Here is a 12,406-nt window from a genome sequence, read left to right on the forward strand (position 1 = left end):
TTTGGTTTGTTTGGCTCACTACCCCTCTCCAAACAAACCCCGCGGGGGGGGGGGGGGCGCGCGCCGCGGGGGGGGCCCCCCCCCGGGGGGGGGCGCTACCTCAGCGCGTCGGCGACCTCGGTCGCCGCCTCCACCACCCGGGGGCCGACCCGCTCGGGCACCATGCCGTTCAGCATCACGACGCCGACGCTGCCCTCGATGCCGCTCAGTCCGAGCAGCGCGGCGGCGGCGCCGCACGCCCCGGACTGCTCCTCCGCGCGGGTGATGACGAAGCCCTGGTCGGGGCGGCGCTGGCTGGGGAAGGTGCGCGCCTCCAGGATCGCCTGGCCGGCCGCGCTCTCGCCGAGCGGGTGGCGCAGGCCGGTCCGGTAGGCGACGTGGAAGTCGGTCCAGCTCGGCTCCACCACGGCGACGGCCAGGGCCTCGCTGCCGTCCACCAGGGTCAGGTGGGCGGTGGCGCCGAGGTCCTCGGCGAGGCTGCGCAGGGCGGGCAGCGCGGCCTCGCGCAGCAGCGGGTGCACCCGGTGGGCGAGCCGCAGCACGCCGAGGCCGACCCGGGCCCGGCCGCCGATGTCCCGGCGGACCAGGCCGTGCTGCTCCAGGGTGGCCAGCAACCGGTAGACGACGGTGCGGTTGACGGCGAGCCGTGCGGCGAGCTCGGTGACGGTCAGCCCCCGCTCGGAGTCGGCGAGGAGCTTGAGGACCCGGACGCCTCGGTCCAGGGTCTGGGAGGTCTCGGCTGTCACGACGGGCAATCCTTTCCGCGGCGCTCGCGGGGCGGGCGGCACCGGTCCAAGGGCGGTGTCGCGCGCAGGTGGGGGTGGCCGCGCTAGGGCCGTGCGCGGTGTCCTCCTTGACGCCCGCACGGTCCTGCGGCGCCGTCCCGCGAGGGGTTGCCCGGCGGAAGAGCGTGGGGGAAAGGTAGTGAAGGAAATGTCGCGGGGGAAGTGGTTGTCCAAAATTCGGGCGTGATCGACTTCAACGGCGCCGCAAATTCCGGACAAACCATCCCCATCCGCAGGGTGCATCAGCGCAGGAGTTCGACCCGGGTCCGGAGTCCGGACACACCGGGGCGGGGGTGTCTCCCGCCCGGCACCGGGCGGGAGGAGGGGCGGCCCGGCCGGGCCGGCCGGACCGCTACTTCGCCCACTCCCGGATCCGGACGATCCGCGCCTTGAGCTGGTTGGCGGTGGCCTGCGCGGTGAGCGGCCCGCCGCACTGGCGGCGCAGCTCGTTGTGGATGGTGCCGTGGGGCTGGCTGGTGCGGTGGTGCCAGGCGGCCACCAGCGCGTTGAGCTCCTTGCGCAGCTCGCGGAGCTCCTGGTGGGTGACGACCGGCCGCTGCTCGGCCGGCAGCTCCAGCAGGTCGGCCTCCTCGGCGGGCTTGGTCTTGCTGCGCTGGATCTGCCGGTGCTGGCGCTTCTGCAGCAGCATCTGCACCTGGTCCGGCTCCAGCAGGCCCGGGATGCCGAGGTAGTCGTCCTCCTCCTCGCTCCCCGGGTGGGCCTGCATGCCGAACTCCATGGCGTTGTACAGCACCCGGTCGAAGACCGCGTCGGAGCCCAGCGCCTCGTAGGAGAACTCATCGCCGCCGGCGCCGTCGGGGCCGTCGTTGGCCCGCTCGGCCTCGGCGAGCAGCCGGTCCTCCTCGTCGAAGAGGCCCTCGCCCTCCTTCTTCGGCCGGTCCAGCACGTGGTCGCGCTGGACCTCCATCTCGTTGGCGAAGCCCAGCAGCATCGGGATGGTCGGCAGGAACACCGAGGCCGTCTCGCCGCGCTTGCGGGCGCGCACGAAGCGGCCGACGGCCTGGGCGAAGAACAGCGGGGTGGAGATCGAGGTCGCGTACACCCCGACGCACAGCCGGGGCACGTCGACGCCCTCGGACACCATGCGGACGGCGACCATCCAGCGCGAGGTCCCGGCCGCGTAGTCGGAGATCCGCTGCGAGGCCTCGGTCTCGTCGGAGAGCACCAGGGTGACCTTCTCGCCGCTGATCTCGCGCAGCAGCTTGGCGTACGCGCGGGCGACGGTCTGGTCGGTGGCGATCACCAGGCCGCCGGCGTCCGGGATCGCCTTGCGGACCTCGCTCAGCCGCCGGTCGGCGGCCTGCAGCACGGACGGGATCCATTCGCCCTGCGGGGCCAGCGCGGTGCGCCAGGCCTGGGCGATCAGGTCCTTGGTCATCGGCTCGCCGAGCCGGGCCTCCAGCTCGTCGCCGGACTTGGTGCGCCAGCGCATGTTGCCGCTGTAGCTGAGGAAGATCACCGGGCGGACGACGTGGTCGGCGAGCGCGTGCCCGTAGCCGTAGGTGTAGTCGGCCACGGACTTGCGGATGCCGTCGCCCCCCGCCTCGTACGCCACGAAGGGGATCGGGTTGGTGTCGGAGCGGAACGGCGTACCGGTCAGCGCCAGCCGGCGGGCCGCGGGCTCGAAGGCCTCGAAGCAGGCCTCGCCCCAGGACTTGGAGTCACCGGCGTGGTGGATCTCGTCCATGATCACGAGGGTCTTGCGGGACTCGGTCCGGTTGCGGTGCAGCATCGGGTTGACCCCGACGCCGGCGTAGGTGACCACGATGCCGTGGTACTCGCGGGACAGCGGCCCGGAGGAGTACGCCGGGTCCAGCTTGATGCCTATCCGTGCGGCGGCCTCGGCCCACTGCTTCTTGAGGTGCTCGGTCGGCGCGACCACGGTCACCTGCTGCACCAGGTGGTTGTGCAGCAGGTACGAGGCCAGGGTGAGCGCGAAGGTGGTCTTGCCTGCGCCCGGGGTGGCGACTGCGAGGAAGTCGCGCGGCTGCGTCTCGATGTACTTGTCCAGCGCACCCTGCTGCCAGGCCCGCAGCTTGCCGGCGGTGCCCCAGGGGGCACGGCCGGGGAAGGCCGGGGAGAGGTGGTGCGAGCCGGCGGACGCGGCGTGGCCGGCGGGTCGGGCGGGGGCCTGGGTCTCCGGTACGTCGGAGAACAGCGGCATCGAGGAGGCGGCGGCAGTACTCACGGTCTCCGAGGGGGATCATCGCAGGTCAGAGGCGGTTTTTCGGCCCCGTCCCGCGGTCGGGCGGCGATCGGACAACCCGCCCAGCCTACCGGCCCGGCGCCGTTCGGGCCTCCAGGCGAGGCTCCGCGCCGGGCCCGTACGGCCGGAAATCGATGTGGCGCGGATCACGTCCGATCGCTTCCGGAACCGGGTAATCACGGCGGCCGGCGGGACTCTCACCGGGGTGAGGCCGCAGCGACCCCCGTCGTGGCGCGGCCCGCACCGAACCGAAGGGACCCCCCGTGCGCACCGTCGAAGAGACCGTCCAGGCCCGCCTGATCCTCTCCCCCCACCGCTCCGTCCGGCTGCGGGTCGTCCTGTCCTACCTGCCGGACGACCCGCTGGCCGTCCGGATGGCCTTCCCCGCCGAGTTCTCACTGGACGAGGACGCGGAGGACCGGGACGCCGGGGACATCGTCTGGGTCTTCGCGCGCCGGCTGCTCTCGGCCGGCGTCGAGCTGCCGGCCGGCGTCGGCGACGTCCACGTCCGGCCCGCGCCCGGCCGGTGCACCATGGTCGAGCTGCGGGCCCCGGAGGGCATCGCACTGGTCCGGTTCGACAGCGGCGACCTGCGCCGCTTCCTGTGGCGCAGCCGGCTGCTCGTCCCCGAGGGCGAGGAGCACCTCCACCTGGACGCCGACCGCGCCCTCGCCCAGTTGCTCGGCTGACGGGCCGCGACGTGCCCGCCCGCCTCCGGGGCACCGCGGTCCCGGTGCCGGCCGGTCGGCACTCCCCCGTCGCTCCCGTCCCGCTCCCCCGTCGCTCCCCCGCCCCTGCCCTCCGGCGCGGGGGCCGGTCAGCCGGACAGCTTGCGCATCAGCCGGACGCCCTGCGCCGCCGTCAGGTGCGGCAGGTACGCCTTGCCGATCGCCCGGGTGATGCCGGGCAGCGCGGCCGGGTCGGGGTAGGCCATGTACATCGGCCGGTACTCCGGCTGGAACTTCGCCTTGAACGCGAGCAGCGAGCGGAAGCCGTAGACCGGCTCCAGCACCTTGCCCATCCAGTCCAGCATCCGCTGCAGCCCGGTGGGCTCCTCGCCCTGCCCGGTGCGGGCCAGTGGCGCGCCGGACAGCGACAGGAAGCGCGCGCCCTCCTCCTTGAAGCCGAGCGCGGCCGAGGCGATCAGGAACTCGTTGACGCCGCGGAAGCCGTCCGAGCGCCGGCGCATGAAGTCCAGCGTCCAGCCGACCGGCACGCCGTCCTCGTACACCGGCATCCAGCTGGTCAGCCCGTGCACCACCCGCTGCTCGTCCACGGCGACCAGCACCCGGACGTCGGGGTCGTCGAGTTCGTCCAGCCCGCCGAGCGTGAAGCCCATCTCCGGCAGGCCCTTCTCGGAGACCCACTCCTCGGAGATCGCCCGGATCTGGTCCCGCAGCGCGAGCGGCGCCTCGTGGTAGGCCCACCACTCCGCGGTGATGCCCTGCTTGCCGGCCTTGTTGAGGGCGGTGCGGATGTCCTGCCACTTGCGGCCGGTGAAGGCCAGCTCGGGCAGCGCGACCACGGTGTCCTCGGCGACCTGCACCGAGCGCCAGCCGAGCTGGGTGGCGGCGTCCCTGGTCTGGCCGCAGACGCTGTAGAAGCACGGCGTCCAGCCGCGGGCGTCGCAGTAGCGGGCGAAGCCGGCCACCGCCCGGGCCCGGTCCTCCGGCGCGCCGAACGGGTCGCCGGTGGTCAGCGCGATGGTGCCGACCACCCGGTAGGCGACGCCCGCCCGGCCCTGCTCGTCGAACCAGTAGTGGTTGCCGTCCCAGGTGGTGATGAACGACAGCGTCCCGCCGCCGTACCGGGTCAGCAGCGCCCTGGCACGGGCGACCGCCTCGGCGTCGGTGTGGAGCACGGGCCGGCGGAAGGCCGTCAGCAGGGTGACCAGCGCCACCACCCAGAACGCCAGGCCGCAGTACGTCTCCAGGAAGCGCGCCAGCGACCCGACGGCGATCGGGTAGTCCGGCGTCAGGTCGTTGTACGCGGGCGGCAGGAACTGCGCGGGCAGCCCGTGCAGCAGCCGCCGCACGGTCGCCCCCGGTTCGAACTGGTCGGCCACCAGCCGCCCGAGCCCGACGTACGCGGCCGAGGAGAGCAGCGCGGCGCCGCCCAGCACCAGGGCCAGCCGGCGCACCGACCGGCCTGCCAGCCGCAGCCGGAACCGCTTGCGGGTGGCCAGCAGCAGACCGGTGGTCAGCAACGGCAGCAGCATCGCCTCGACGAAGTACTGCACCACGTCCTGGCTGTCCGGCCCGGCGTCCAGGTAGAGCCAGCCCAGCAGACCCGCCCACAGCAGCTCGGTGGCGATGGTCACCAGCCAGGCGAACCGCAGCCCCCGGCGCAGCCCCTCGGCCAGTACCAGCAGCAGCGCCGGGAACAGCGCGGCCATCAGCCGGCCCGGGGTGTCGAAGATCCGGACGACGGCGTGCGCGCGGGCGCAGTCGTGCGCCGAGAGCGCGCACAGGTCGGCGACCTCGTCCGGGCCGAGCCGGTGCGAGAAGTACAGCTCGGAGAAGGTGTTGAAGGGCCCGCTGGCGTTGTCGTACAGCGAGGCGATCAGCGGCCCGAAGGCGGCGGCGACCAGGCAGAGCGCGACCAGCACCCGGGTCTCGGAGTGCGAGGAGCCGAGCGAGCGCAGGTACGGGCGGCCGCGGCTGAGCAGCGCGCCGACGCCGAGCCCGGCCAGCGCGGCGGCGCACCGCTGGACGCTCTGCAGGTGGCCGACGTACAGCGTCATGACCAGCGGGACGAGCAGCACCAGCAGGTGCAGCCGGCGCCGCCAGAGCACCGTGAGCCGGTACCCGAGCACCCCGGCCAGCGCGAACAGGCCGACGGCGGGGCCGACCGAGACCTGGTCGGCGACCGAGGCGGTCCACTGCTCCCCGGCCGAGGAGCCGAAGGCGATCAGCCCGGTGCCCAGCAGGGTGCCGACGACCTGCCCGCCGACCAGCACCGCGAGGGTGCGCAGCCGGCCGAGCCGGTGCTCGGCGGCCGGGCCGACCAGGAGCAGCAGCAGGCTGGTGAACACGTAGGAGCCGATGCCGGAGCACCAGAACGCCGAGGTGAACGGCGTCCACCAGTGGCCCTCGGCGAACGTGGGCAGGCCGACCCCGGCCCGGTCCAGCAGCCGCTCGGACGGCCCGTGGCGCAGGCTGCCGGTGGCCGCGCCGATCAGCCAGAGTCCGGCCAGCAGCGCCAGCGTCAGCGGCGCCGCGCGCAGCCGGCCGCCGAGCACCCGGGCGGCCCGCCGCACCCGCTGCGGGCGGGGCTCCGGCGTCCGGGTGACCGGCGCGCGGTCCGCGCCCTGCTCGGAGCCGCCCTGCGCGCCGCGCTGGGGGACGACCCGCGCCGCTCCCTTCCCCTTCTCGTCGACGGCGGCGACCGCCGTGCCCGCCCCGGTCACCGGGTCAACCCGGTCTGGCTTGCGAGCCACGGGATCTGCTGGACGATGCCGGGTCGGAAGACGACCCAGCCGTGACCGCCCGGCATCAGTTCGAACTTCGCCTTCATCCCAGCCCCCTGTACGGCCCGGTAGATCTTCTCCATCTGCGGCTTGAACTCGTCGTCGGTCTCACCGACGAGCAGGGCGACGTTGGTGTCCGGGAACCGCTTCCGGGCCATCACCTGCACCGGGTCGACCGCGTCGAACTTCTTTCCGTCACCGCCGAACGCGACCCTGACGGTGTCGTCCCGGGTGCCGAGGGTCGGCTCCTCCTGCCCGGACATGTCGAGGACGGTGCCGTACACGTCGGGCGCGTTGACACCGAGTTGGAGCGCGCAGGTGCCGCCCATCGAGGCGCCGCCGATCGCCCAGGACTTCCGGCCGGTCGCGGTCTGCAGGTTCTGGTGGATCCAGAACGGGACGTCCGACGCCAGGTAGGTCTGCATCTTGGCGAGCTTGGAGTCCATGCAGAGCGTGTTGGCCCAGGTGGCACCGAGCTGGTCGGGCATCACCACGATCGGCGCGAGGCCGCCGTGCTGCGCGGCGAACGCGTCCATCCGCTCGTTCAGCTGCCCCCGGAGGACCCAGTCGCCGGGTTCGCCCGGCTGGCCGGTCAACATCACGACCACCGGCAGCAGCGGCCGCGGGTTGGCCTGGTAGGCGGGCGGGAGGTAGACGTACGCGTCGCGGCCCTTGAAGCCCGACCGGAGGCCGGGGATCGGCACCACCGAGACGGTCCCCTTCGCGGGCAGGTCCGCCGGGGCCTTCCAGACCTCGTCGAGCACCTTGTCCGGCGGGGCGGCCACGGTCTCCCCGGTCTTCGCCGGCACCAGCCCGTCGGTCTTGGTCAGCCACGGCGCCAGCATCACGCGCCCGCTCGGGAACTGTCCGAAGCCGATGTTGATCTCGGAGGCGGACATCAGCAGCACCAGCCCGCTCAGGCCGAGCGCGATGCCGCGGCGGCCCCAGGTGAGCCGGCGGATCCGGTAGCCCACCAGGCAGAACCCGAGCAGGGCGACGGCTATCCACCAGGTGACGTACTCCGGTGTGCCCTCCGGGAAGGGGTGCCACCAGCCGTCGACCACGACGTCGAGCAGCAGGCTGAGGGCGGCCGCGGTGAACAGCGCGGCGGGCAGGCGGACGCGCCACCAGCTGCGGCCGCGGCCGACGGCGAGCGCGAACAGCGCCGCCCAGCCGATCACGAAGACGGCGTGCGGGATCCGGCCCTCGGTGAGGTGCCAGTCGATCGGGTTCCAGCGGGAAGCGAGTGTGAGCGTGGTCATGCGGCTTTGCCCGGCTGGGTGGTGTCCGCCAGGAACCCGTAGGCGACGACGTTGCTGTCGTAGCCGTGTTCCGCGCTGTAGGCACCGCCGCAGGTGATCACCCGCAGCTGTGCGTCAGCGGCCTGACGGTAGACCCGGTCGTCCGGGAAGTCCTTTCGGTCGTGCACTTCGATGGCGTACAGCTGGTAGACGGCGATGGCACCGTCCGCCCTTGCGATCTCGATCCGGTCCCCCCGACGGAGCGCACCCAGATCGTAGAAGACGGCCGGACCCGACTTGTTGTCGACGTGCCCCGCAAGGATCGCGGTGCCCCGCTGGCCGGGGCTGGCGCCGCCCCGGTACCACCCCGCGAGGTTGCGGTCCGCCTCCGGCGGGGCCTGCAGGTGACCCTCGGCGTCCAGCCCGAGCGCGGTGACCGGGGCGTCCAGACGGACGGCCGGGATGCGGATCCGGGTCGGCGCGGACGGGCCCAGCGGCGGGACGACGGAGACCGGCGCGATGCCGGCCTGGGCCTGGCCCGTACCAGGGGCGGGGGGCAGCACCGCCGAGCCGCCGTCGCGCAGCAGCCAGGCGCCGAGCACCAGCGCGGCTCCCGCCGCCAGGGTGCCCGGCCAGGGGCTCCTGCTCTGCTGGACGCCCACGGGCGCTCCCCTCTGCCGACGGAACTCCTCTTCCTGGGAGTTTCCTGGGAACAATTGAACCGGATGGGACTGTAAGGCACGTCCATACGACGGTCGTACCGGCACCCGCCGATCGGCAGGGTTGCAGGCCCCTTTCCTGCACCGCGTGGGCGTCCGGTCGCGGAGCGCGACGGCCTGCCCCCACCAGCGCCCCCCGCGGGGCCACGACCCGACACGACCTACCGACGGTTATACGGACCGGATCGGTTGCGGCGTTCGAGCGATCGCTTGCGACCGCGCGCTGCGCCTCTTCGACCGTCTCCGCACGCATGGCATGCTGACGCGGTCACGGGTTCGATACCCCGGGTGTCCGGCCGGACCCGGCACTCCCGCACGCCGCCGAACGCCCCCTGAACGGAGTGACCATGGACGCTCTCTCCCGCCGCACCCTGCTGGCGGCCGGCGCCGCCACCGCCGCCACCCTGGCGGCCGGCTGCGGCAGCAACCACGCCACCGGCGGGGAGCGGGCGACCGGTTCCGCCACCGGCGCGGACGCCGAGCAGAGCGCCACCCCCGCCCCCGTTCCCGCCCCGGCCCCCGAGCCGCAGACCGTCCTGATCGGCGACGGCTCCACCTCCGACACCGGCTCCCAGCCGCACCAGCCCGTCCCCGACCGGCTGCAGCCCGGGCAGCGCCCGCCGCAGTTCGTGGTCTTCTCCTGGGACGGCGCCGGCGAGCTCGACAACGGCCTGTTCGCCCGCTTCCGCCGGCTGGCGCAGGAGCACGACGCGAAGATGACCTTCTTCCTCAGCGGCCTCTACCTGCTGCCCGAGTCCAAGAAGGACCTCTACCGCCCGCCGCAGCACAAGGCCGGCGCCTCCGACATCGGCTACCTGAGCGACCAGCACATCCGCGCCACCCTGGAGAACGTGCACGCCGCCTGGCTGGAGGGCCACGAGATCGGCACCCACTTCAACGGCCACTTCTGCGGCGCCACCGGCGTCGGCAGGTGGTCCCCCGAGGAGTGGGACAGCGAGATCCAGCAGGCGATGGACTTCGTGACGAACTGGCGCACCAACACCGGCTTCACCGACCTGCCCTCGCTGCCCTTCGACTACCGCAAGGAGCTGATCGGCAGCCGCACCCCCTGCCTGGAGGGCCAGCGCAACCTGCTGCCCACCGCGGTCAAGCGCGGCTGGCGCTACGACAGCAGCGGCAACGGCACCCAGGTGTGGCCGCAGAAGATCCAGGGCGGCGCGCTGTGGGACCTCCCGCTGCAGTCCATCCCCTTCCCCGGGCACACCTTCCAGGTGCTCTCGATGGACTACAACATCATGTACAACCAGTGCGGCCCCAACACCAAGGCCGACCCGGCGCTCCACCCGGGCTTCCAGACCCAGGCCCGCGACTCCTACCTGATGGGCTTCGACCGCACCTACCGCGGCAACCGGGCGCCGTACGTCATCGGCAACCACTTCGAGGAGTGGAACGGCGGCATCTACATGAACGCCGTCGAGGACGTGCTCAAGGCCATCGCGGGCAAGCCGGAGGTCCGGCTGGTCTCCTTCCGCCAGCTGGTCGACTGGCTGGACGCCCAGGACCCGGCGGTGCTGCGCAAGCTGCAGACCCTCGCCCCGGGCCAGTCCCCGACGGGCGGCTGGGAGGCCTTCCTCGGCACCCCGGCGGCGGCGCCGGCCCCCTCCCCGTCCCCCTCCGCCAGCGCCACCGCCACCGCCACCGCCACCGCCACCGCCGGCTGACCGTCAGGACCGGGTGCGGACCCGGCCGGCGAGCAGCGCTCCCAGCAGCGCCACCCCGGCCATCACCAGCAGGATCACCGCGAAGGCGCCGGGCGACCCGGCGCCTTCGGCCCGTCCGTGGGCGGCCGCCAGGGCTCCGCCGCCCAGTGCCGCGAACAGCACCCCGGCCAGGCCGGTGAGCAGCACGTTGCCCAGCGCGTCGCTCATCTGCAGCGCGGCCGAGTTGGCCCCGGCGTCCTCCGGCGCGGAGAGCTTCATCATCAGCACGCTGACGCTCGCGACGGCCAGTCCCATCCCGACGCCGCCGATCCCCCAGGCCACCGAGGCGACCCAGACCGGCGCCCCCGGGACCAGCACCAACGCGGCGCCCGCGATCGCCAGCGCGGTCAGCACGAAGCCGCCCCGGATCATCGCCTCGCGGTAGCGCTCGGCCCCCGGCCGGCCCTGCAGCCAGGAACCCAGCGCCCAGGAGAGCCCGCCACTGGTCAGGGTGAGCCCGGCCAGCGTGGGCGACAGGCCGCGCTGGGTGGTCATCATCAGCGGGATGAAGGCCTCCGCCGCGAAGAACGCCCCCGCGGCCAGCCCGCGCAGCAGGATCACCGTCGGCAGCCCGCGCCCGGCCCGCAGGGTCCCCTTCGGCAGCAGCCCCAGGACGGCCGGCACCAGCAGCGCCGCCCCGGCGATCCCGGGGAGCAGCCCGACCAGGTCACGGCGCTGCCCCGCGTACTGCAGCAGGCCGGCGCCGAGCGCCGCCATCGCGGCCAGCAGGGTGCGCCGGCGGTCGAAGTCGGTGCCCCCGGGCACCGGGTGCTCGCCCCCCTCGCCTGCGGCCGGGGAGACCCCCATGGAGCGGCGCAGCGCCGGGCCCATCACGACCAGCGGCAGCAGGATCAGCACCGGCACGGCCAGGAACACCCAACGCCAGCCGAGGTGCTGGGTGACCGCCCCGGCGACCAGCGGGCCCACGATCGAGGGCAGCACCCAGGCCGAGGAGAAGGCCGCGAACACCGACGGCCGCAGCCGCTCCGGATAGGCCCGGCCGACCACCACGTACAGCGCGACGATCACCAGCCCGCCGCCCAGGCCCTGGATCGCCCGCCCGGCCACGAACACCCACATCCCGGGCGCCGTCCCGGCCACCAGCAGGCCGACGCCGAACACCGCGATGCCGGTGAACAGCGGCTGCAGCGGCCCGCGCCGGTCGCACCACTGGCCGGAGACGACCAGGGCGAACAGCGTGGTGGTGAAGTAGCCGGAGAAGGCGAAGGCGTACAGCCCGAGCCCGTCCAGCTGGCGGGCCGCCGTCGGCATCGCGGTGTTGACGGCCGTCGCCTCGAAGGCGATCACTAGGACCACCGAGACGATCCCCAGCGTCAAGGCTCGGAAGCGGCCGCTGAGCACCCCGCCGCCGGGGTCGTCGTCGAGGGGTATCGGTACGGGGTCGACCGAGGTGGGGGAGGCTGTGGTCATACGTGACATCGTAAGAGCCGTCCGCCCGGATGACCCCTGACCAGGGTCGGTGATCGACTCGGTCCCGAGGCCTAGGACGGGGCCGGCACCCCCGCCGGGGCGGGCCGGTGCTCCCGTGCGGTCAGTGCAGCACCTTGAGGCCCACCACGCCGGAGACGATCAGCAGCAGGCAGGCGATCCGGGCCGCGGTCACCGCGTCCCCCAGGACGGCCATGCCGTAGAGCGCGGTGCCGACCGCGCCGATGCCGACCCAGACCGCGTACCCGGTGCCGATCGGGATCGTGCGCATCGCGTACGCCAGACCGCCCATGCTGAACAGCAGGGCGACGCCGAAGACGACGGTGGGAACGAGCCGGGAGAAGCCCTTGGACGATTCCAGGGCGACTGCCCAGACGGTCTCCAGGAGACCGGAGACGATCAGAACGAGCCAGGCCATGACGACGAGCCTCCGCAGTCCACAGCGGCCGGGTTGCCGCTGAACTGCGCCGTCTTGTCGTCACCGGGTACGACGCGCTCGTCCGGGGTGGCGGGAATTCCGCCACCGGTCTTCGACGGTAGCACACATTGCCATACAGAATTTACAAAACTTCGTTGACCCTCCTCCCCCGGATCCGCCACCATGAATTCACTGGCCGTGTGCCCGAGTGGCTCAGGGGACCGTCTGCAAAGCGGTGTACGCGGGTTCAATTCCCGCCACGGCCTCCGGAAGAGGGGGGGGTGGGGGGGGGGGCGGGCGGCGACCACCCCCTGCAATACGAAGAGGGAGCGGAGTCGTCACACTGCTCGAGACTCAGCGCCCGGCGCGCCGCGCGA

9 protein-coding genes, 1 tRNA gene and 1 riboswitch are annotated in these 12,406 nt (G+C 73.4%); of the genes, 3 read left to right on the forward strand and 7 right to left on the reverse strand.

What is annotated here, in order from left to right; translation table 11 throughout:
- Positions 1 to 95: 95 nt before the first annotated feature.
- A complete protein-coding gene (locus ACFV0O_RS11310) occupies positions 96 to 746 on the reverse strand; it encodes an IclR family transcriptional regulator (protein WP_380339452.1) in 651 nt (216 codons plus the stop codon).
- 391 nt (positions 747 to 1,137) lie between these two features.
- Complete coding sequence (locus ACFV0O_RS11315; RefSeq protein ID WP_380339515.1) at positions 1,138 to 2,970, reverse strand: DEAD/DEAH box helicase; 1,833 nt, start codon at positions 2,968 to 2,970, stop codon at positions 1,138 to 1,140.
- Positions 2,971 to 3,275: 305 nt separating this feature from the next.
- Between ACFV0O_RS11315 and ACFV0O_RS11320 the strand changes: the two genes are divergently transcribed.
- Positions 3,276 to 3,701 (forward strand): SsgA family sporulation/cell division regulator, encoded by a 426-nt coding sequence (locus ACFV0O_RS11320; protein ID WP_360253445.1) that lies wholly within the window; start codon positions 3,276 to 3,278, stop codon positions 3,699 to 3,701.
- A gap of 128 nt (positions 3,702 to 3,829) precedes the next feature.
- Here ACFV0O_RS11320 and ACFV0O_RS11325 read toward each other — a convergent pair whose 3' ends face one another.
- Genes ACFV0O_RS11325 through ACFV0O_RS11335 form a run of 3 tightly spaced genes read right to left on the reverse strand, consistent with a single transcriptional unit; the run spans position 3,830 to position 8,384 of the window.
- Positions 3,830 to 6,451 (reverse strand): rhomboid family intramembrane serine protease, encoded by a 2,622-nt coding sequence (locus ACFV0O_RS11325; RefSeq protein ID WP_380339456.1) that lies wholly within the window; start codon positions 6,449 to 6,451, stop codon positions 3,830 to 3,832.
- Positions 6,418 to 7,743 carry an alpha/beta hydrolase gene (locus ACFV0O_RS11330; protein ID WP_380339458.1) on the reverse strand — a complete coding sequence of 442 codons (1,326 nt, stop codon included), beginning with the start codon at positions 7,741 to 7,743 and terminating at the stop codon, positions 6,418 to 6,420. The genes ACFV0O_RS11325 and ACFV0O_RS11330 overlap by 34 nt, the downstream gene beginning before the upstream one ends.
- On the reverse strand, positions 7,740 to 8,384 hold the full coding sequence (locus ACFV0O_RS11335; protein ID WP_380339461.1) for a class F sortase: 645 nt from the start codon (positions 8,382 to 8,384) through the stop codon (positions 7,740 to 7,742). Before ACFV0O_RS11335 ends, ACFV0O_RS11330 begins: the two co-directional genes overlap by 4 nt.
- Positions 8,385 to 8,788: 404 nt before the next feature.
- On the opposite strand from ACFV0O_RS11335, the gene ACFV0O_RS11340 reads away from it, so the two are divergent.
- A complete protein-coding gene (locus ACFV0O_RS11340; protein ID WP_380339464.1) occupies positions 8,789 to 10,123 on the forward strand; it encodes a hypothetical protein in 1,335 nt (444 codons plus the stop codon).
- Between the two features lie 3 nt (positions 10,124 to 10,126).
- Here the strand turns inward: ACFV0O_RS11340 and ACFV0O_RS11345 are convergent, their stop codons facing one another.
- Together ACFV0O_RS11345 and ACFV0O_RS11350 are read right to left on the reverse strand one after the other, a co-directional pair.
- The gene (locus tag ACFV0O_RS11345) at positions 10,127 to 11,593 is read right to left on the reverse strand and encodes an MFS transporter (RefSeq protein ID WP_380339466.1); all 1,467 of its coding nucleotides are present in this window, start codon (positions 11,591 to 11,593) and stop codon (positions 10,127 to 10,129) included.
- Positions 11,594 to 11,714: 121 nt separating this feature from the next.
- Positions 11,715 to 12,029 (reverse strand): SMR family transporter, encoded by a 315-nt coding sequence (locus tag ACFV0O_RS11350; protein WP_360253457.1) that lies wholly within the window; start codon positions 12,027 to 12,029, stop codon positions 11,715 to 11,717.
- Positions 12,030 to 12,072: 43 nt separating this feature from the next.
- A riboswitch (guanidine-III (ykkC-III) riboswitch) is annotated at positions 12,073 to 12,138 on the reverse strand.
- Positions 12,139 to 12,223: 85 nt separating this feature from the next.
- Here ACFV0O_RS11350 and ACFV0O_RS11355 point away from each other — a divergent pair.
- Positions 12,224 to 12,295, forward strand: a tRNA-Cys gene (locus tag ACFV0O_RS11355).
- Positions 12,296 to 12,406 lie beyond the last annotated feature (111 nt).

The sequence above is a fragment of the Kitasatospora sp. NPDC059577 genome (genome assembly GCF_042735475.1).
Classification (GTDB): Bacteria; Actinomycetota; Actinomycetes; order Streptomycetales; family Streptomycetaceae; genus Kitasatospora.

What these genes read in the sequence shown, in the direction of transcription:
- ACFV0O_RS11315 (WP_380339515.1), bottom strand. Translation starts at nt 2,970, where the DNA reads ATGCCGCTGTTCTCCGACGTACCGGAGACCCAGGCCCCCGCCCGACCC.
- ACFV0O_RS11330 (WP_380339458.1), bottom strand. Translation starts at nt 7,743, where the DNA reads ATGACCACGCTCACACTCGCTTCCCGCTGGAACCCGATCGACTGGCAC.
- ACFV0O_RS11340 (WP_380339464.1), top strand. Translation starts at nt 8,789, where the DNA reads ATGGACGCTCTCTCCCGCCGCACCCTGCTGGCGGCCGGCGCCGCCACC.
- ACFV0O_RS11345 (WP_380339466.1), bottom strand. Translation starts at nt 11,593, where the DNA reads ATGACCACAGCCTCCCCCACCTCGGTCGACCCCGTACCGATACCCCTC.
- ACFV0O_RS11350 (WP_360253457.1), bottom strand. Translation starts at nt 12,029, where the DNA reads ATGGCCTGGCTCGTTCTGATCGTCTCCGGTCTCCTGGAGACCGTCTGG.